The 19,728-nt window shown below is 67.0% G+C and carries 18 protein-coding genes (1 of these 18 running past the window's edge); 5 read left to right on the top strand and 13 right to left on the bottom strand.

Going from position 1 to position 19,728, the window contains the following annotated elements:
• On the bottom strand, window positions 1–564 hold the start of the coding sequence (locus FOC67_RS27015) for an MFS transporter (RefSeq protein ID WP_009315985.1). Its footprint begins 753 nt before the window's first position; 564 of the gene's 1,317 nt are visible here — the first part of the coding sequence; it begins with the start codon at window positions 562–564; its stop codon lies off the left edge, out of view.
• 287 nt (window positions 565–851) lie between these two features.
• Between FOC67_RS27015 and FOC67_RS27010 the strand changes: the two genes are divergently transcribed.
• Entirely contained in the window at window positions 852–1,256 is a 405-nt protein-coding gene (locus FOC67_RS27010) for an acyl-CoA thioesterase (RefSeq protein ID WP_003096677.1), read from the top strand.
• A 45-nt stretch (window positions 1,257–1,301) separates the two neighbouring features.
• Here FOC67_RS27010 and betA read toward each other — a convergent pair whose 3' ends face one another.
• The 3 genes from betA to betI form a co-directional block, all read right to left on the bottom strand.
• Window positions 1,302–2,987: a choline dehydrogenase gene (gene betA, locus FOC67_RS27005; RefSeq protein ID WP_003136284.1), complete on the bottom strand. Its 1,686-nt coding sequence runs from the start codon at window positions 2,985–2,987 to the stop codon at window positions 1,302–1,304.
• A gap of 135 nt (window positions 2,988–3,122) precedes the next feature.
• The gene (gene betB / locus FOC67_RS27000; RefSeq protein WP_003121323.1) at window positions 3,123–4,595 is read right to left on the bottom strand and encodes a betaine-aldehyde dehydrogenase; all 1,473 of its coding nucleotides are present in this window, start codon (window positions 4,593–4,595) and stop codon (window positions 3,123–3,125) included.
• Between the two features lie 60 nt (window positions 4,596–4,655).
• On the bottom strand, window positions 4,656–5,249 hold the full coding sequence (gene betI / locus FOC67_RS26995; protein ID WP_003096684.1) for a transcriptional regulator BetI: 594 nt from the start codon (window positions 5,247–5,249) through the stop codon (window positions 4,656–4,658).
• A gap of 332 nt (window positions 5,250–5,581) precedes the next feature.
• On the opposite strand from betI, the gene FOC67_RS26990 reads away from it, so the two are divergent.
• The gene (locus FOC67_RS26990) at window positions 5,582–7,132 is read left to right on the top strand and encodes a BCCT family transporter (protein ID WP_003122396.1); all 1,551 of its coding nucleotides are present in this window, start codon (window positions 5,582–5,584) and stop codon (window positions 7,130–7,132) included.
• Between the two features lie 216 nt (window positions 7,133–7,348).
• Here FOC67_RS26990 and choV read toward each other — a convergent pair whose 3' ends face one another.
• The 3 genes from choV to FOC67_RS26975 are packed head-to-tail and all read right to left on the bottom strand — an operon-like array spanning window position 7,349 to window position 10,350.
• Window positions 7,349–8,527: a choline ABC transporter ATP-binding protein gene (choV, locus tag FOC67_RS26985; RefSeq protein WP_003096690.1), complete on the bottom strand. Its 1,179-nt coding sequence runs from the start codon at window positions 8,525–8,527 to the stop codon at window positions 7,349–7,351.
• A gap of 3 nt (window positions 8,528–8,530) precedes the next feature.
• Window positions 8,531–9,370, bottom strand: coding sequence for a choline ABC transporter permease subunit (gene choW, locus FOC67_RS26980; RefSeq protein ID WP_003096692.1), 840 nt, complete (start codon window positions 9,368–9,370; stop codon window positions 8,531–8,533).
• A 41-nt stretch (window positions 9,371–9,411) separates the two neighbouring features.
• Window positions 9,412–10,350, bottom strand: coding sequence for a choline ABC transporter substrate-binding protein (locus FOC67_RS26975; RefSeq protein WP_003104841.1), 939 nt, complete (start codon window positions 10,348–10,350; stop codon window positions 9,412–9,414).
• A gap of 463 nt (window positions 10,351–10,813) precedes the next feature.
• Here FOC67_RS26975 and FOC67_RS26970 point away from each other — a divergent pair, with 463 nt between their 5' ends.
• Window positions 10,814–12,190, top strand: a complete 1,377-nt coding sequence (locus tag FOC67_RS26970) for an L-serine ammonia-lyase (RefSeq protein WP_003111339.1) — start codon at window positions 10,814–10,816, stop codon at window positions 12,188–12,190.
• Between the two features lie 419 nt (window positions 12,191–12,609).
• Window positions 12,610–13,713 (top strand): GlxA family transcriptional regulator, encoded by a 1,104-nt coding sequence (locus tag FOC67_RS26965; RefSeq protein WP_003096699.1) that lies wholly within the window; start codon window positions 12,610–12,612, stop codon window positions 13,711–13,713.
• Window positions 13,714–13,758: 45 nt separating this feature from the next.
• On the opposite strand, the gene FOC67_RS26960 is transcribed toward FOC67_RS26965, so the two are convergent.
• Together FOC67_RS26960 and FOC67_RS26955 are read right to left on the bottom strand one after the other, a co-directional pair.
• Window positions 13,759–14,007, bottom strand: a complete 249-nt coding sequence (locus FOC67_RS26960) for a hypothetical protein (protein ID WP_003096701.1) — start codon at window positions 14,005–14,007, stop codon at window positions 13,759–13,761.
• Between the two features lie 268 nt (window positions 14,008–14,275).
• Complete coding sequence (locus tag FOC67_RS26955) at window positions 14,276–15,169, bottom strand: LysR family transcriptional regulator (RefSeq protein ID WP_009315993.1); 894 nt, start codon at window positions 15,167–15,169, stop codon at window positions 14,276–14,278.
• 107 nt (window positions 15,170–15,276) lie between these two features.
• Between FOC67_RS26955 and FOC67_RS26950 the strand changes: the two genes are divergently transcribed.
• Window positions 15,277–16,344 carry a YeiH family protein gene (locus FOC67_RS26950; RefSeq protein ID WP_009315995.1) on the top strand — a complete coding sequence of 356 codons (1,068 nt, stop codon included), beginning with the start codon at window positions 15,277–15,279 and terminating at the stop codon, window positions 16,342–16,344.
• On the opposite strand, the gene FOC67_RS26945 is transcribed toward FOC67_RS26950, so the two are convergent.
• Genes FOC67_RS26945 through FOC67_RS26930 form a run of 4 tightly spaced genes read right to left on the bottom strand, consistent with a single transcriptional unit; the run spans window position 16,318 to window position 19,719 of the window.
• Window positions 16,318–17,283, bottom strand: a complete 966-nt coding sequence (locus tag FOC67_RS26945; RefSeq protein ID WP_004364692.1) for an acylcarnitine hydrolase — start codon at window positions 17,281–17,283, stop codon at window positions 16,318–16,320. The genes FOC67_RS26950 and FOC67_RS26945 overlap by 27 nt on opposite strands.
• 5 nt (window positions 17,284–17,288) lie before the next feature.
• On the bottom strand, window positions 17,289–17,768 hold the full coding sequence (locus FOC67_RS26940) for a thioesterase family protein (RefSeq protein ID WP_003096710.1): 480 nt from the start codon (window positions 17,766–17,768) through the stop codon (window positions 17,289–17,291).
• 50 nt (window positions 17,769–17,818) lie between these two features.
• A complete protein-coding gene (locus tag FOC67_RS26935) occupies window positions 17,819–18,784 on the bottom strand; it encodes an L-carnitine dehydrogenase (protein ID WP_003106031.1) in 966 nt (321 codons plus the stop codon).
• A gap of 50 nt (window positions 18,785–18,834) precedes the next feature.
• On the bottom strand, window positions 18,835–19,719 hold the full coding sequence (locus FOC67_RS26930) for a 3-keto-5-aminohexanoate cleavage protein (RefSeq protein ID WP_003096716.1): 885 nt from the start codon (window positions 19,717–19,719) through the stop codon (window positions 18,835–18,837).
• Window positions 19,720–19,728 lie beyond the last annotated feature (9 nt).

Below are 19,728 nucleotides of genomic sequence, written 5' to 3'. Positions count from 1 at the left end.
GCTATAGAAGCTATTGATCGCAGTAGCCACCAGCGAGCCCAGCAGGATGCCCGCCGTCAGGCCGGAAGTCAGCGTCCCGCAGGCATAACCGACATGCCGTGCCGGTACCTGCTCGGCGACGAAGACCCAGGCCCCCGGTACCTCCCCGCCAATCGCGGCGCCCTGGATCACCCTCAGCAGGAGCAGCGCCAGGGGCGCCCAGATGCCGATCTGCGCGTAGGTCGGAAGCAGGCCCATGATCAGGGTCGGCACCGCCATCATGAAGATGCTCAGGGTGAACATGCGCTTGCGCCCGAGCAGGTCGCCGAAGTGGGCCATGATCACGCCGCCCAGCGGCCGCGCCAGGTAGCCGGCGGCGAACAGGCCGAAGGTTTGCAGCTGACGCAGCCATTCCGGCATGTCCGCCGGGAAGAACAGCTTGCCGACCACGGTGGCGAAGAACACGAAGATGATGAAGTCGTAGAACTCCAGCGCTCCACCCAGGGCGGAGAGGGACAGGGTCTTGTAGTCGCTGCGGGTCAATGGACGCTGGGCCGGCGCCTCGGGAGCATTCGCGGATGGCATGTCGGGATTGTTCTCTTTATTCGTTCAGCAAGCATGAGCGGGGTTCGACCGGCAGGCGTGTCGACCTGCGACCCGGGGACGCAGGAGCGAAACCATAGCAAATCGACGAATGTCCACACAGTCGGTCGAAGAGAGAACCGGGCGGTCGTCGGCCGCCCTACTCCTCTATATAATGCCCGGGCGCCTCTGAAAGCTGTCCCAAGACCTTGCACCGGCAGGCGTTTTGGGAGAGTTTTCCCCTAAACCGCGCTTGAACAAGAAATCCGGGGGGCACGAGGCCCTTACCTATGATCGAGCTTGAACAAGAAGACCCCATTCCCCAGGGAGACCTGGCCTTGCAGATTACCGCGCTGCCGCGCGAAACCAACGGTTTCGGCGATATCTACGGCGGTTGGCTGGTATCCCAGATGGACCTGGCGGGAACCGCCATGGCCAGCAAGATCGCCGGCGGCCGTATCGCCACCGTCGCCATCGACCGCATGGCCTTCATGGTGCCGGTCGCGGTAGGTGCCCAGCTTTCCTTCTATACCCAGACCCTGGAAGTCGGTCGCAGCTCGATCCGCATGCTGGTCGAGGTGTGGAGCGACGACCCGTTGTCCAGCGAATGGCGCAAAGTCACCGAGGCGGTGTTCGTGTTCGTCGCCATCGATGGCAGCGGGCGCACCCGCCCGGTCCCGCCACGCCGGGGCTAGACGCAGGAACGCCGGCTATCGCCGGCGTTCTTGTTTGCGCGTTCCTCAGGCCCGCACGGGGTTGCCGCGTACCGGCGCATCCCCGGCCACGTAGTACTTCGCCGTGCTGCGCGGCAGCGGCTGGCGACCGCGGATCCTGTCGGCGATCTTCTCGGCCATCATGATGGTGGTGGCATTGAGGTTGCCGGTGATGATCAGCGGCATGATCGACGCATCCACCACTCGCAGTCCTTCCATGCCGTGGACCCGTCCCTGGCCATCGACCACCGCCATGTCGTCGCTGCCCATCTTGCACGAGCAGGATGGGTGGAAAGCGGTCTCCGCATGGTTGCGGATGAACTCGTCGAGTTCGGCGTCCGACTGCACGTTCACCCCTGGGCTCAACTCGCGGCCCCGATAGGGGTCCAGCGCCGGCTGGTTCATGATCTCGCGGGTCAGCCGGATGCCGTCGCGGAACTCCTGCCAGTCCTGCTCGTGGGACATGTAGTTGAACAGGATGCTCGGATGCTGGCGCGGGTCCCTGGACTTCAGGTGGATGCGCCCGCGGCTCGGCGAGCGCATCGAGCCCATGTGCGCCTGGAAGCCGTGCTCCTGCACGCCCTTGCTGCCGTTGTAGTTGATCGCCACCGGGAGGAAATGGAACTGGATGTTCGGCCATTCGAACGCTTCGCGGGTTCGGATGAAGCCGCCAGCCTCGAACTGGTTGCTGGCGCCGAGGCCCTTGCCGAGGAACAGCCACTGGGCGCCGATGGCCGGCTGGTTCCACCATTTGGTCGCCGGGTAGATCGACACCGGCTGCTTGCAGGCGTACTGCAGGTAGAGTTCCAGGTGATCCTGCAGGTTGGCGCCGACGCCCGGCAGGTCATGCACCACCGGGATGTCCAGGTCGCGCAGCAGGGCCGCCGGGCCGACGCCGGAGCGTTGCAGCAATTGCGGCGAGGCGATCGCGCCGCTGCACACCAATACTTCGCGGCGGGCGTGGGCGGTGACCGGGTTGTCGCCGTTGCCCACCAGGTAGGAGACGCCGATGGCGCGCTTGCCGCTGAACAGGATGCGGTCGCTCAGGGCGTGGGTGACGATGGTCAGGTTGGGCCGGCCGCGGGCCTGGTCCAGGTAGCCGCGCCCGGTGGCGGCGCGACGGCCCTCCGGGGTGACGGTCCGGTCCATGGGGCCGAAGCCTTCCTGCTGGTAGCCGTTGAGGTCATCGGTTCGCGGGTAGCCGGCCTGCACGCCGGCCTCGACCATCGCATGGAACAGTGGGTTGTTGCCGGCCTTCGGCGTGGTCACGCTGACCGGGCCGTCGCCGCCATGGTAGTCGTTGGGGCCGATGTCCCGGGTTTCCGCCTTGCGGAAGTACGGCAGGCAGTCGAGGTAGCTCCAGTCCTCGAGGCCCGGCTCCTTGGCCCAGCCGTCGAAGTCCAGGGCGTTGCCGCGGATGTAGCACATACCGTTGATCAGCGAGGAGCCGCCCAGGCCCTTGCCGCGACCGCACTCCATGCGGCGGTTGTTCATGTAGGGCTCGGGGTCGGTCTCGTAGGCCCAGTTGTAGCGCCGCCCCTGCAGCGGGAAGGCAAGGGCCGCCGGCATCTGGGTGCGGAAGTCGAAGCGGTAGTCGGGACCGCCGGCTTCGAGCAGCAGGACGCTGACGTCGGCATCTTCGGTGAGGCGGGTAGCGAGTACGTTACCGGCAGAGCCGGCTCCGATGATGATGTAGTCGAATTCCTGGGACATGCAGGCCTTCCTCTTTTCTCGGCATGACACCGGCCGCGACGCTGGCGCGCCGGTGTCTGGAAGTTCGGAATGGCCGGTGTCAGGGAGCGTTGCCTGGGACCGGCCTGGTTAGGGGTTCGAGCGCTGCGTCGAGGCTCAGAACACCGAGGCGTAGTCGCCCAGCTCCACTTGCACGGACTTGATGCGAGTGTAATGAGCCAGGGTGGTGAGACCGTTCTCGCGACCGACACCGGATTGCTTGTAACCGCCGACCGGCATTTCCGCCGGCGACTCGCCCCAGGTATTGATCCAGCAGATGCCGGCTTCCAGGCGATGGATGGCGCGGTGGGCGCGGGCCAGGTCCTGGGTCACGACGCCGGCGGCGAGGCCGTACTCGGTATCGTTGGCGCGGCGGATCGCCTCGTCTTCGTCGTCATAGACCAGGATGCTCATCACCGGGCCGAAGATTTCCTCGCGGACGATGGTCATGTCGTCGCTGCAATCGGTGAACACGGTCGGCGCGACGTAGGCGCCATTGCCGAACGCTCCATCGGTCACACGCTCGCCGCCGCACAGCAGGCGAGCCTTCTGCGCCTTGCCGGACTCGATGTAGCCGAGCACGCTTTCCATGTGCGGGAAGCTGACCAGCGGGCCGAAGTTGGTGTTCTCGTCCTGCGGGTCGCCGAGACGGATGCGCTGCACGCGCTCCAGTACCTTGGCTTCGAAGCGGGCCTGCTGGGAACGGTGGATGAACACCCGGGTGCCGTTGGTGCAGACCTGGCCGGAGCTGAAGAAGTTGGCCATGACGGCGATGTCGGCGGCACGGTCGAGGTCTGCGTCGGGGAAGATGATCAGCGGGGACTTGCCGCCCAGCTCCATGGTCACTTCCTTCAGCGACGAGCTGGAAGCGCTGGCCATGACTTTCTTGCCGGTGGAGGTGCCACCGGTGAAGGAGATCTTCTCGATCAGCGGGTGCTCGGTCAGCCACTGGCCGACTTCGCGTCCGCTGCCGGTGAGCACGTTGAACACGCCGTCCGGCACGCCGGCCTCGGTGTAGATCTCGGCCAGCTTGAGGGCAGTCAGCGGGGTGACTTCGCTGGGCTTGAAGATCATCGCGTTGCCGGCAGCGAGGGCCGGGGCGGATTTCCACAGGGCGATCTGCACCGGGTAGTTCCAGGCGCCAATGCCGGCGACCACGCCCAGCGGCTCGCGGCGGGTGTAGACGAAACTGGTTTCGCGCAGGGGAATCTGCTCGCCTTCGATGGCCGGGACCAGGCCGGCGTAGTACTCGAGCACGTCGGCGCCGGTGACGATGTCCACCGAGCGGGTTTCCGCCAGCGGCTTGCCGGTATCCAGGGTTTCCAGGGCGGCCAGTTCGTCGTTGCGCTCGCGGAGGATGTCGACGGCGCGACGGAGGATGCGCGAGCGCTGCATGGCGGTCATCGCCGCCCACACCTTCTGCCCCTCGACGGCGCTCTGCACGGCCCGCTCGACGTCTTCCCTGGAAGCCCGCTGGACCTTGGCGAGCACTTCGCCGTTGGCCGGGTTGATGGTCTCGAAGGTGGCGCCACTGCTGGCCTCCACGTAGCGACCGCCAATGTAGAGCTTCTGTTCTTCGAATCGGGCCATGTTGCAGTCCTCTCTTATCGGTATCGCAGGCGCAAGGCGGCGCCGCGGGGGTTTTCGTCCCTACCCCGACTGTTTTGCCAACTGCTGGTCGAGGTAGTCGTAAGCGATGTTCAGGGCCTCGTCGGTATCGAAGGCGTCGCCGGTCAGCGCGCCACGCAACCACAGGCCGTCGATCAGGGCCGCCAGGCCGCGTGCCGCGGCGCGGGCGTCGTCCGCCGAGAGCTGGCGGCGGAACTGGTAGCACAGGTTCGAATACAGGCGATGGTCGTTGACCCGCTGCAATCGACGCAGTGCCGGCTGGTGCATGCTGGTCGCCCAGAACGCCAGCCAGGTCTTCATCGCCGGACCATTGACCTGGCTGTCGTCGAAGTTGCCTTCGACGATCGCTCGCAGGTGCGCCCTCGGACTGTCGTCGTAGAGCGCCGCGCGGCGTTCGCGTACGGCCTTGCTCAAGGCGCTGAGCAGGTGCCGCATGGTCGCTTCCAGCAAGCCGTTCTTGTCCTGGAAGTAGTGGCTGATGATGCCGTTGGAAACACCCGCCAGGCGGGCTATCAGGGCGATGCTGGCGTCTCCCATGCCGACCTGATCGACCGCCTCCAGGGTGGCGTGAATCAGTTGCGAGCGGCGGATGGGCTGCATACCGACCTTGGGCATTGCTATCTCCTCTCGTCGATGGGTGCGTGCGGGCACCGACCGACGTCATTGGTGGCCAGTCTATTTTGTTTTTATTGAACGTTCAATCAACTAAGAATAAGCTCGGCGTCCATGAGCGGCTCCCAGCCTGCGTGCAACCTGGCCCGCGCCGTTCATCACCTCGTCGCCGAAGTCCGCCAAGGATCGCAGAATCCGGGCTTCAAGTGGGGTGGCAATGCTGTGTCTGTAGTCCGCGGCCATAAGCCGCCATGCTTTCACTGCCATGGGGTCATCCTCCAATGAGTACTGCTTCGCCAATAAAAACAAACGAGCAGGTACGTCTGAATCCGATCGTGTTCTTCGGCTCGACCGCACTGATCCTGGTTCTGACCGCCGCCCTCATCCTCTATCCCGACAGCGCCGGAGCCTTGCTCGGCCGCATCCAGGCGTGGCTGTCGCACAGCTTCGGCTGGTACTACATGCTGGCCATCGGCGCCTACCTGTTCTTCGTCGCCTGGGTGGCCTTCTCGCGCTTCGGCACCCTCAAGCTCGGCGAGGAGCATGAAAAGCCGGACTTCAGCTACGGTGCCTGGGCCGGCATGCTGTTCTCCTCCGGGATCGGCATCTCGCTGCTCTACTTCGCCGCATCCGAGCCGATCGACCACCTCTACCACCCGCCCGAAGGCGTTCCCGGCAGCCCTCAGGCGGCGCGCCAGGCGCTGCAACTGACCTTCCTCCACTGGGGCCTGCACGGCTGGGCGATCTATGCCCTGGTCGGCCTCGCCGTCGGTTATTTCGCCTACCGCCATCGCCAGCCGCTGGCGTTGCGCTCGGCGCTCTATCCGATCCTCGGCGAGCGCTGGGTGAAAGGCGCCGCGGGCCATGCGGTGGATTGCTTCGGCATCTTCGTCACCCTTCTCGGGCTGGTGACCAACCTGGGCATCGGCGCCTTGCAGGTGTCGTCCGGTCTCGAGTACCTGACCGGCATGCCGCACAGCAAAGGCACCCTGCTGGCGGTGATCCTGGTGATGAGCCTGGTCGCCACCCTGGCGGCGGTATCCGGTGTCGAGAAAGGCATCCGCCGGCTGTCCAACCTGAATATCGTGCTGTTCAGCTCGCTGCTGCTGTTCGTGCTGGTCTGCGGTTCGACCCTGGAACTGCTCAACGGCTTCGTACAGAACCTCGGCGACTATCTCGACGGCCTGGTGCTGAAGACCTTCGACCTCTACGTCTACACCGGTGCCGGCGCCGGCAAGAGCGAGGAATGGCTGGGCCTGTGGACCCTGTTCTACTGGGCCTGGTGGATTTCCTGGGCGCCCTTCGTCGGTATGTTCATCGCCCGCATTTCCCGCGGTCGCAGCGTGCGCGAACTGGTCTGCGGGGTGCTGCTGATCCCGCTGGGCTTCACCCTGGCCTGGCTGTCGGTATTCGGCAACAGCGCCCTGGACCTGGTGATGAACCACGGCGCGACCGACCTGGGCAAGGCCGCGCTGGAACAGCCGTCGATGTCGATCTACCTGCTGCTGGAACACTATCCGCTGTCGAAGATCGTCATCGGCCTGTCGATCTTCGTCGGCTTCGTGCTGTTCCTCACCCCGGCGGATTCCGGCTCGGTGATGCTGGCCAATCTCTCGCGCAGCGGCGGCGAGCTGGACGAGGACGCGCCGAACTGGCTGCGCATCCTCTGGTCGGCCGTCGTCACGCTAGTCACCATCGGCCTGCTGTTCGCCGGCAACTTCACGGCGATGCAAACCGTCGTGGTGCTCGCCGGGCTACCGTTCTCGGCGGTGCTGATCCTGTTCATGTTCGGCCTGCACAAGGCCATGCGCGCCGACTACGAGGCCCAGGTCGGCGACCGCCGCACCTACCAGCCAGTGCCGGCGCCAACCCAGCACCAGACCTGAATCCGGCGCCGCTAGGGCGCCCTCGCCAATCAGGTGCGTACTTGGCCCGGCGTTTCGCCGGGCCTTTCTTTTCTGCCGCCCGGCGCCCGGCGCATGCCGCAGGAAACGGCGCGCGGGAGCGTGCGAAAGGAAGAACAGACGGAAAAAGCGCGGAGGATAAACGCGAATGCCCGGCAGCGCCGGGCATTCGCAGCGGTCCCGAGCGGGCCTTGGGGGTCAGCCGAGGTTCTTGCCCAGCAGCGCGTGGTACAGCTCGCTGTCGCCGAGCACCCCGACCACCCTGTCCTGCTCCTGCAGAACCAGCTTGTGGCCGGTCTGGTAGCGAATCTGCAGGGCATCGCGCATACGGATGCTGACATCCACCAGGGTCGGTTCGCGGCGCAGCTTCTCCACCGGGTCGCCCTGGCGCCAGCGTTGCAGGTCGATGACGTTGCTGCCCTGGCGCGCGCCCTTGAGCACGTCGCCTTCGCTGAGACCGATCCAGCAGTCGCGGCCCTGGTCGAAGCAGATCTCGTCGTTCTGCCGGATGCACTGGTCGAGGCCACGCATCAGACTCTGGCCGCACAGCACGTTGAGCGGGTTGGTATGGGCGACGAAGGTACGCACGTAGTCGTCCGCGGGGCTCAGCACGATCTCTTCCGGCTTGCCGTGCTGGATGATCCGGCCGTCCTTCATGATCGCGATGCGGGTGCCGATCTTCAGCGCCTCGTCGAGGTCGTGGCTGACGAACACGATGGTCTTGTGCAGTTGCCGTTGCAGCACCAGCAGTTCGTCCTGCAATTGCTGGCGGATCAGCGGGTCGAGGGCGGAGAACGGTTCGTCCATCAGCAGGATGTCGCCATCCATCGCCAGCGCGCGAGCCAGGCCGACGCGCTGCTGCATGCCGCCGGAGAGCGAGTCGGGACGCTTGTCGCGCCACTGCGAGAGACCGACCAGCTCGAGCTTCTCGTCGATCAGCTTCTTCCGCTCGGCGGCCGGGCGGCCCTGCATCTCCAGGCCGAAGCCGACGTTCTCGGCCACCGTCAGCCAGGGCATCAGGGCGAACTTCTGGAACACCATGGCGATGCGCTTGGTGCGCATGGCCTTGAGGGTCGCCGGCGAGCAGTTGGCGATGTCCACCTGCGAACCTTCGTGCTCGATCAGCAGCTTGCCGCGGCTGACCTTGTTCAGGCCGTTGATGCAGCGCAGCAGGCTCGACTTGCCGGAGCCGGAAAGTCCCATCAGCACGCAGATCTCGCCGCGGTTGACGTCCAGGCAGGCGTCCTCGACGCCGAGCACCTGGCCGGTGCGCTTGAGGATCTCGGCGCGGCCGAGGCCCTGGTCGAGGAGCTTCAGGGCTTCCTTGGTGTGGGTGCCGAAGATGACGTCCACATGGTCGAATCGGATCGCGGTCATGGCTTATTTCCCCTTCACGGCGCGCTGCTTGCACACCCGGTCGAGCAGGATGGCGAGCAGGACGATGGCCAGGCCGGCTTCGAAGCCGAGGGAGATGTCGGCGGTGTTCAGCGCGTTCACCACCGGCTTGCCGAGGCCATCGGCGCCGACCAGCGCGGCGATCACCACCATCGACAGGGAGAGCATGATGCATTGGGTGATGCCGGCGGCGATGCTCGGCATCGCGTGCGGCAGCTCGATGCGCGTCAGCAGTTGCCAGCGCGAGCAGCCGAAGGCCTTGCCGGCGTCGAGCAGCTCCGCCGGCACGTCCTGGATACCCAGGCAGGTCAGGCGGATCGGCGCGGCGACGGCGAAGATCACCGTGGAGATCAGGCCCGGCACCACGCCGAGACCGAACAGGGTCAGGGTCGGGATCAGGTAGACGAAGGTCGGTACCGTCTGCATCAGGTCCAGTAGCGGCCGCAGCGCGGTGTAGAACCACGGCTTGTGCGCGGCGACGATGCCCAGCGGCACGCCCACGGCGATGCACACCAGGGTGGCGAATATCACCTGGGCGAGGGTTTCCATGGTCTCCTGCCAGTAGCCCAGGTTGAGGATCAGCAGCAACGAGGCCAGGGCGAACACGGTCAGCCCCCAGCTGCGCTGGATGAAATGCACCAGCCCTACCAGCAAGGCGATCAGCACCAACGGGTTGAACCAGAGCAAGCCGTTGGTGACGCCATGGATGAGGAACTCCAGGGTGTCGGAGATCTTGTCGAAGAACGATGCGCCATGCAGGGTCAGCCAGTCGACGAAACCGGCGATCTGCTCTCCCAGCGGGAGCTTGTGATCAGTCAGGAACATAATCAGGGTCCATCAAGAGCGGGAAATGAACGACCGGTCGCCTACTTGGCGAACGCCAGCTTGGCCGCGGCTGCGGCAGGCTGCCCGTCGCGCGTGGTGACACCGGCCAGCCAGGCATCCAGCTGTTCCGGGTGATCCTTCAACCAGGCCTTAGCGGCTTCCTCGGGTTTCTTGTTTTCGTTGAGTACCGCGTCCATCAGCTTGTTCTCCATCTCGAGGGTGAAGCTGAGGTTCTTCAGCAGTTGGCCGACGTTGGCGCACTCCTGGGCGTAGCCCTTGCGCACGTTGGTGTAGATGGTCGCGCCGCCATAGTTGGGGCCGAAGAAGTCGTCGCCGCCTTCCAGGTACTTCATCTGGAAGCGGGTATTCATGGGGTGCGGCTCCCAGCCGAGGAACACCACCCACTGGTTGCGCCGGATGGCCCGCTGCACCTGCGAGAGCATGCCCGCCTCGCTGGATTCCACCAACTTGAACTTGCCCAGTTCGAAGGCGTTCTTGTCGATCATGCTCTGGGCGACGCGGTTGCCGTCGTTGCCCGGCTCGATGCCGTAGATCTTGTTGCCCAGCTTGTCGGAGAACTTCGCGATATCGGCGAAGCTGCGCAGGCCGCCGTCGTAGACGTACTGGGGAACCGCCAGGGTGTACTTGGCGCCCTCCAGGTTGGCGCGCAGCGTCTCGACCGTGCCTTTCTCGGCGTACTGCTTGATGTCGTTGGTCATGGTGGGCATCCAGTTGCCCAGGAATACGTCGAGGTCGTTGTTGGCCAGGGAGCGGTAGGTCACCGGCACCGAGAGCAGATTGACCTTGGTCTTGTAGCCGAGGGACTCGAGGACCTGGCGGGTGACCGCGGTGGTCACTGTGATGTCGGTCCAGCCGACGTCGGCGAAACGCACCGACGCACAGGATTCGGGCTCCGCGGCCTGGGCTGCCAGCGGTGCGCACAGAGACACGGCCAGCAGCCAAGACTTGCAACCTTTCATAGCGAACTCCTCTGCAGGGTAAGGCGCCGGCGCTACCCCGAAGGGCGCGGCGGTCTGTCTGTATCGGGCCGACCGGTAGCGGCCCTCAGCGGGCAATTCGTGAACGATCATGAAACAGGACGCATCCGTCGCCTACAGGGTGGGTCGCAACCAGTGCAGGCGGGGTCGCATTCAGTACCCGCTGTGTCGCATTCAATCATAGTGGTCTTTGCCGGCGACCAGCGGATGCCGTTTTCGGAGCGGCGCGAGCCCGTTCTCATTCCGACGCCGTGCAGGTGCAGACGCCCCTCGGCCGCAGAGGTTCCCCGATCCGGGCGCGGACGCGGCGCTTTTGGACATGGCCGGGTCGGTGGCGGATGCGGCCCGCCCCGGGGAAAGCCCGATGATGCGCAGGAATCGCGGGCGGAGGAGCCGCCACCCCCACTACGCAGGCACGGATGCCGCGGCAATCCCGGAGGCCGGCATGGCTATCAGTGTGTTCGACCTTTTCAAGATCGGTATCGGCCCGTCCAGTTCGCATACCGTCGGCCCCATGCGCGCCGCCGCGCTGTTCACCGCTGCCCTGCGCCAACGCCAGGCGCTGTCGGCGGTGCGGCGTCTCGAAGTGCGCCTGTACGGCTCGCTGTCCGCCACCGGCGTCGGCCACGGCACCGATCGCGCGGTGATCATGGGCCTGATGGGCGAATGGCCGGATCGTATCGACCCGACCCAGATCGCCCCGCGCATGGCCGCGCTGCTCGATAGCGGCCTGCTGCAACTGGACGGCCGCGTGGCGGTACCGTTCGACTGGGTGCGCGACATGCGCCTGCTCGACGAGAACCTGCCCTACCACCCCAACGCCATGACCCTGGTCGCCTACGGCGAGCAAGGCGAACTGCACCAGGAGACCTACTACTCGGTGGGCGGGGGCTTCGTGGTCGATGCGGCACAGGCCGCCTCGGGACAGCTCGACCAGGACCACACGGTGCTGCCCTACGACTTCTCCAGCGCCGAGGAACTGTTGCTGCTGTGCAAGCGCCACAACCTGCGGGTATCCGAGCTGATGCTGGCCAACGAACGCATCTGGCGCAGCGAGACCGATATCCGCGAAGGCCTGCGGCGCATCTGGCAGGCGATGCGCGATTGCGTCGACAACGGGTTGCGCAACGAAGGCATCCTTCCCGGCGGGCTCAACGTGCAACGCCGCGCCGCGCGCCTGCACCGCAACCTGCAGGAGATCGGCAAGCCCAACGTGATCGGCTCGACCCTCAGCGCCATGGAATGGGTCAACCTGTTCGCCCTGGCGGTGAACGAGGAGAACGCCGCCGGCGGACGCATGGTCACCGCGCCCACCAACGGCGCGGCGGGGATCATCCCGGCGGTGCTGCACTACTATATGAAGTTCAATCCCGACGCCCAGGACCGCGACGTCGTCGACTACCTGCTGGCCGCCGCCGCGGTGGGCATCCTGTGCAAGAAGAACGCCTCGATCTCCGGCGCCGAGGTCGGCTGCCAGGGCGAGGTCGGCTCGGCCTGCGCGATGGCCGCCGCCGGCCTGGCGGAAGTCCTCGGCGCCACCCCGGCGCAGGTCGAGAACGCTGCCGAGATCGGTCTGGAACACAACCTCGGGCTGACCTGCGACCCGGTTGGCGGGCTGGTCCAGGTGCCCTGTATCGAGCGCAACGCGATCGCCGCGGTGAAGGCCATCAACGCGGCGCAAATGGCCTTGCGCGGCGACGGCCAGCATTTCATCTCGCTGGACAAGGTGATCCGCACCATGCGCGACACCGGCGCCGACATGCACGACAAGTACAAGGAAACCTCGCGCGGGGGCCTGGCGGTGAACGCCATCGAGTGCTGAACCGGAATTGCTCACGAAACGATCGAGACGCCACTTTTTGGCGCATATGACGCGTGACCGGGCGGTCGCCATCCGTCACACTGCGGGGTAACGGCTCGCCGCCCGTCGTTACCTTTGTCGCCACGGCCGCTGCCCCGCCTTCTCGCCGGGGGCCGCCCTGGTGCTACCGAAATGCTCAAGCGCGCGGCGCGCCGCCAGTCGTCGCCCATGCTGTCGTTGTGCCAGGCCCGAGTGGAAATGCCGGGCTAAAGCCTTCCGGCTTTTTTGATTGAACGCCCAATCAATATAGGCATGGCATTTGCCTTGCTCTGGTTACAAGCAACGCCGACGGCGTGGCCCAAGCAGCCACCCGGAAATTCCAACAATCATAAAAAAAGCCTCGTGAGAGGCCTGCTTGCTCAGCGTGAGGAGATACACCCATGACCACGTACGCGCCCGGAGTTCCGCCACAGAACCGAAATCCGCAGTCCATCGGCTTCCTGCTGCTGGATAACTTCACCCTGATCTCCCTGGCCTCGGCGGTGGAACCGTTGCGCATGGCCAACCAGCTCTCGGGACGCGAACTCTACCGCTGGCATACGCTGAGCCTGGACGGCCGCCAGGTCTGGGCCAGCGACGGCCTGCAGATCACCCCCGACGCCGGTACCGACAACGCCCCGGCAGTGGATTGCGTGATCGTCTGCGGCGGCGTCGGCATCCAGCGCAGCGTCACCCGCGAGCACGTCACGTTCCTCCAGGCCCAGGCCCGCCAGGGTCGGCGCCTCGGCGCGGTGTGCACCGGCAGTTGGGCGCTGGCCCGCGCCGGCCTGCTCGACGGCTACGATTGCAGCGTGCACTGGGAATGCCTGGCGGCGATGCAGGAAGCCTTCCCCCGGGTGGCCATGAGCACCCGCCTGTTCTCCATCGACCGCAACCGCTTCACCTCTTCCGGCGGCACCGCGCCGATGGACATGATGCTGCACCTGATCGGCCGCGAGCATGGCCGCGAGCTGTCGGCGGCGATCTCCGAGATGTTCATCTACGAGCGCATCCGCAACGAGCAGGACCACCAGCGCGTGCCGCTCAAGCACATGCTCGGCACCAACCAGCCGAAGTTGCAGGAGATCGTCGCGCTGATGGAGGCCAACCTGGAGGAACCGATCGACCTCGACGAACTGGCGGTCTACGTCAACGTCTCGCGTCGCCAGCTCGAGCGGCTGTTCCAGAAGTACCTGCACTGCTCGCCGTCGCGCTACTACCTGAAGCTGCGCCTGATCCGCGCCCGCCAGTTGCTCAAGCAGACGTCCATGTCGATCATCGAGGTGGCCTCGGTCTGCGGCTTCGTCTCCACCCCGCACTTCTCCAAGTGCTACCGTGAGTACTTCGGCATCCCGCCGCGTGACGAGCGCCAGGGCCAGCCGCTGGGCCAGCCGGTGGTGCTGATGCCGATCCCGCAGGACCTGGCGCTGATGCCCAACTCCTCGGCGCTGTCGGCCCTGAGCCAGGCGCAGGGCGAGTCGACCTTCGCCAGCGTGCGGATCTGACCGCGCGTCCCTGCCCGCCCCGTCCACGGGGCGGGCAGGGCCTTGTCAGCCCCGCGGCACCAGCGCCGGCAGCAGTTGCCGGGAAATCGCCTCGCGCACCGCCGGCAGCAGCGTGGCGTGCCCGCCGAGCATGTCCTCCACCAGCCGCCGCAGCGCCTGGGCGCGCTCCGGGCTGAGGCCACGCACGGCGTATTCGCAGGCCTGCTCCGGAGTCGAGTCCGGCGGCACGCTGAAGCCCAGCGCCTGCAGGCGTTCGCGGAAATCGTCCTGGTCGATCAGATCGGCGTGCATCATCGCGGCAGCTCCTTCGATGGGGATTGCCATCGATTCTGCTGAGCCCACGTCGCTCCCGGCAAGGGGGCTGTCCCGCCTGGACATGGGCAGGTCGTTTTCGGCTAATTCGACCGTCAGCGACACCGCCACAATCACCTCCAGCGGCTTGCGGAATGCAGCGGACGGCTTCCGGAAAACGCCAGACTCACACTGAGGGCCGTTCCTGGCTCCTTTTTCATCCCCCTCCGCGCGTCGGGCGCGGCAGGGGGATCTTTTTACCGGGAGCCGGCTAGCCGGCGCCGAGTCCCGCCCGACAGTGTTCCCAGAAGTGCTCGAAGCCCGGCGAGAGGAACTTGTCGCGCTGGCGCAGCATGTAGAAACGCCGGCGCAACGGCGGCAGGCTGCTGCGCAGTTCGACCAGCGCGCCGGAGGCCAACTGTTCCTCGACCACCCAGCGCGACAGGCAACTGATGCCCAGCCCGGCGGCGACGCTGTGCTTGATCGCCTCGGAGCTGCCCAGGTCCAGGCTGTCTTCCAGGTAATGCAGGTGGCCCAGCAGGGCGTGGCTGACCTCCTCGCGCGTGCCCGAGCCGGGCTCGCGCAGCAGCCAGCGCGCACGGCGCAGGGCCTCGCGGGAGACCTGGGTGCGCAAGGCCAGCGGGTGGCCGGGCGCCGCCACCACGATCAGGCTGTCCTCGAGCCAGGGCTCCACCCGCAGGCCCGGCTCGTGGCAGGGGCCTTCGATGAGGCCGATGTCCGCCGCGAAGGTCACCACGTCCTGCACCGCCGAACCGGTGTTGCCGATGCTGGCGTTGACCCTCACCCCCGGCTGCTCCCGCTCGAAGGAGGCCAGCAGGCGTGGCAGCACGTAGTTGCCGATGGTGCTGCTGGCCGCCACCGTCAGGCTCGCCTGGGGCGCGGCGGAAACCGCGAACTGCTGCTCCAGTTGCGCCACCCCGTCGAGCAGGCGCAATGCCTGGGGCAGGAAGCGGCGGCCGACCTCGTTCAGTTGCAGGCGCTTGCCGACCCGGTCGAACAGGCGCGTGGAAAGCTGCGACTCCAGCTCGTTGAGCGCAGCGCTGGTGGCCGACTGCGACAGCGAGATGGATTCCGCCGCCGCCGTGGTACTGCCGCAGCGAGCCACCGCACAGAAGATCTGGAGCTGACGGAAACTGAGGGCCATGGACTCACCTACCTGTTTTTCAGGTATTTAATACAGAAACTATTCGTTTCACAAATTCATGCCCGCTACCTAACCTGCGTCCCGTGACCTCACCTGAGGAGCAAAGGATGCACACCCTCCCCGTCAAGACCGGTACCAGACCCCTGGCCCAGGTCCAGAAACTCATCCCCGGCCTGCTGCTCAGCGCCGCCCTGGCCGGCGCGGCGATCCTCCTGGGTCGTTCGCAATGGTTGCAGCACAACGGCATCAGCGCGCTGACCCTGGCCATCGTGCTCGGCATCGTCGTCGGCAACACCCTGTACCCTCGGATCGCCGCCGGCAGCGCCGCCGGCGTCGGCTTCTCCAAGCAGATCCTGCTGCGCGCCGGGATCATCCTCTACGGCCTGCGCCTGACCTTCCAGGACATCGCCGGCGTCGGATTGCACGGCGTGCTGCTGGACGCCCTGATGCTCGCCAGCACCTTCGGCCTGGCGTGCCTGCTCGGCACCCGGCTGTTCGGCCTGGACCGCACCACCACCCTGCTGATCGGCGCCGGCAGTTCGATCTGCGGCGCCGCCGCGGTGATGGCCACCGAGCCGGTCGTGCGCGGCCGTGCCGAACAGGTCGCGGTGGCGGTCTCCACCGTGGTGGTGTTCGGCACCCTGGGCATCTTCCTCTATCCGGCGCTGTTCCAGCTCGACCAGGACTGGGGGCTGCTGCCGCGCGACCCTGGCACCTGGGGCGTGTACATCGGTGCCACGGTGCACGAGGTGGCCCAAGTGGTCGCCGCGGGTCGTTCGATCGGCATCGAGGCAGCGGATACCGCGGTGATCGCCAAGATGGTCCGGGTAATGATGTTGGCGCCCTTCCTGATCCTGCTCTCGGCCTGGCTGGCACGCGACAAGGCGCACCGCCGGCAGCACAGCGGCGCGACCAAGATCACCATTCCCTGGTTTGCCGTCGGCTTCGTACTGGTCGCCGGGCTCAACTCGCTGGTCAGCCTGCCGCCGGCGCTGGTCAGCCACGTCAACGACCTCGACACCTTCCTCCTGGCCATGGCGATGGCCGGCCTCGGCCTCGGCACGCACCTCTCGGCGATCCGCCGCGCCGGCCTCAAGCCGCTGCTGCTGGCCGCCCTGCTATTCGCCTGGCTGGTACTCGGCGGTGGATTACTCACCCGCCTGGCGCTCGCCTGAGTCCTCCGCCAGGAAGCCCTGCACGGCCCGCCGCAAGGCCTCGTGCAGGGCTTCCACCTCGTCGATGCCGTGGCCGCGCAGGCAGCCATGGACCAGCCCGTTTCCCGGATAGAACCCTGCCTCGCCACCCGCCGCGCGTAGCGCTGCGCCATAGCGCTCGCCGTCGTCGCGCAGCGGATCGAATTCGGCGACCGCCACGAAGGCCGGCGGCAGGCCAGTGAAATCAGCGGCCTCCAGGGGCAGCGCCAGCGGCTGTCGGTGCAGCGCCGCCAGCGGCAGGTAGGCGTCCAGGCACGCCTGCACATCGCCGAGGCCGAGCAACGGCGCGTCGACGCAGTCGATCCGCGAGGGCGATGGCGCGGCGGACAGCAAGGGATAGAGCAATATCTGCGCAGCCGGCGACGGCGCGCCGCCATCGCGCAGGGCCAGGCACAGCGCCGCCGCCAGGTTGCCGCCGGCGCTGTCGCCGGCCACCAGCAGGCGTCGCCCATCCAGCGCTTCGTCCAGCTCGCCCAGGCTCAGCGCCTGCCAGGCACGCAGGCAATCCTGCAATGCCGCCGGGAACGGATGCTCCGGCGCCAGTCGGTAATCCACCGCCAGCACCAGCAGGCCCAGGCGCGCCGCCAGGTCGGCGCAGATGAAATCGTGTGAATCGAGGCCGCCGAGCATCCAGCCACCACCGTGCAGGTAGAGCAGCGCCGGCCAGCCACCGGGCGGTGCCGGGCGGTCGGGGCGATAGCGGCGCACGCGCACCGGCGGCGCGGCCGGCAAGCAGGAGTCGAGCACCCGCAAACCGGCCGGGCGCGGCGGCGCGAACGCCTGGCACATCCGCGCGTAGGCCGCACGTTGCGCATCCAGGCGCGGACTGTCGCTGGCGAACGCCCGGCTGTGCTCGACGAAGCGCCACATCGCCGGAGACAGCGGATACTTCGCAGCCATCGCGCTCAGCGCAGCGGCGGCAGGCCGATCACCCGACCGACACCTTCCGGCACGGGGAGCGCGCGATGTGCCTCGGCGAGCGCCTCGACCCGCGCCAGCACCTCGCCTGCGAACGGCACCGAGCGCGGGCCGTCGAGGCTGACGTGGAGCAGCATCTGCTCGCTCAGCGCCAGCGCCTGCCCGCTGCCAGGCAGGTACAGGGCATGGTGGATATGCAGGCGCTTGCGATCGTGACCGAGCAGTTGCGTGCGCACCTCGACCCTGGCGCCCTCCTTCACCTCGTGGAGGAAGTTCAGGTGGCATTCCAGGGTGAACAGCGAGTGTCCGCTGGCGTCGCGGTTCTGGCTGTCCAGGCCGATATGCGCCATCAGCGCATCGGTGGCGTAGCTGAACACCAGTAGGTAGAAGGCATCGCGCAAGTGGCCGTTGTAGTCCACCCACTCGGGCAGGACCGGCGTCTCGTAGGTCGTCAGGGCTTGGCTCATGGCAGGCTCCGTGGTTGCGCTCCGCCCGGCGGGGCGGAAGGCGCGTCATGTCACTCGGCGAAGGCGAAGCCGTGCCGGGCCTTGGTTTCCCTGATCGCCCCGAGCACCGCCAGCAGGCAGTCGTCGCGGTAGCGCTCGAGCTCGGCGATGCTGCGCGCGCCCTGCTGCTCGGCGGTGCCCTCCACCACCCGGTCGATCAGGGCCTCGGTGAGTTCCGGCGCCGGCAGGTAGGTCCAGGGCAATTGCAGCGCCGGGCCGAACTGCGCCATGAAGTGGCGCATGCCGGCGTTGCCACCGGCCAGGGTGTAGGTCAGGAAGGTGCCCATGAACGACCAGCGCAGGCCGGCGCCGAAGCGGATCGCATCGTCGATCTCGCCGGTCGTGGCCACGCCGTCGTTGACCAGGTGCAGCGCCTCGCGCCAGAGCGCCTCGAGCAAGCGGTCGGCGATGAAGCCGGGCACTTCCTTGCGTACGTGCAGCGGACGCATGCCCAGCGACTCGTAGACCCGCATCGCCGCCCGCACGGCCTCGACAGCGGTGCGTTCGCCGCCGACCACCTCCACCAGCGGCAGCAGGTAGACCGGGTTGAACGGGTGGCCGACCAGGCAGCGCTCGGGGTGGCTCGCCTCGGCGTAGAACTCGCTGGGCAGCAGGCCCGAGGTGGAGGAACCGATCAGCACGTCGGGCCGCGCCGCGGCGCTTATCCTGGCGTGCAGGTCGAGCTTCAGGTCGAGCCGCTCGGGGGCGCTCTCCTGGATGAAATCGGCGTCGCCCACGCATTCCTCGATGCTCGCGACGAAGCGCAGGCGCTCCTGCGCCGCGCCGGGCGCCAGGCCCTGTTTCCGCAAGGCCGGCCAGGCATTGGCGACGCGCGCGCGCAACGCCGCTTCGGCGCCCGGCGCCGGATCCCAGGCGACGACGTCGAGGCCGTGGGCCAGGGCGCGGGCGATCCAGCCGCTGCCGATGACGCCGCTACCGAGGGCGGCGAAGGTCTTGATCTCGGTGACGAAGGACATGGACATCTCCAGAGGTTGTTCCCGCCCCCAACGGGGCGGGGAGGAAGAAATCAGCGCGGCTTCAGGTTCATCCTGCGGCGCCCTTCCGCCGGGCTCAGGGCGCGCCCGCCGAGGCGCTCGATGATCTCGATGGCGCGCTCCACCAGGCTGCCGTTGCTCGCCGGCACGCCCTTGTCCAGCCAGATGTTGTCCTCCAGGCCGACCCGCACGTTGCCGCCCAGCAACATGGCCTGGGCGACCATCGGCATCTGCGTGCGGCCGATGCCGAAGCCGGCCCAGGTCGCCCCCGGCGGCAGGTTGTCGGCCATCGCCTTCATGGTCGTGGTATCGGCCGGCGCGCCCCAGGGAATGCCCAGGCAGATCTGGAACAGCGGATCCTCCAGCAGCCCTTCCTTGAGCATCTGCTTGGCGAACCAGAGGTGGCCGGTATCGAAGATTTCCAGCTCGGCCTTGACCCCCAGCTCGGTGATGCGCCGGGCGCCGGCGCGCAGTTGCGCAGGGGTGGAGACGTAGATGTAGTCGCCGTCGCCGAAATTGAGGGTGCCGCAGTCCAGGGTGCAGATTTCCGGCAGCAGCTCCTCGACATGCCTGAGCCGCTCCAGCGGGCCGACCAGGTCGGTGCCGGCACCGAACTCCAGGGGCTGCTCGCCCTTGCCGATCTCCAGATCGCCGCCCATGCCGGCGGTGAGGTTGATGATCACGTCGGTGTCGCTTTCGCGGATACGCTCGACCACTTCACGGTACAGCGCCACGTCGCGACTGGGCTTGCCGGTGGCGGGGTCGCGGACGTGGCAGTGGGCGACGGTGGCGCCGGCCCTGGCCGCCTCGATGGCGGCCTCGGCAATCTGTTTCGGAGTGACCGGGATCGCCGGATGCCGGCCGACGGTATCGCCGGCGCCGGTCACCGCGCAGGTGACGATGACTTCATGGTTCACGGTGGTAGC

This window comes from Pseudomonas sp. FDAARGOS_761 (assembly GCF_013343155.1).
Taxonomy (GTDB): Bacteria; Pseudomonadota; Gammaproteobacteria; order Pseudomonadales; family Pseudomonadaceae; genus Pseudomonas; species Pseudomonas aeruginosa.
Note: the sequence above shows the minus strand (reverse complement) of the source record. Positions and strands in the feature narration are given on the sequence as shown.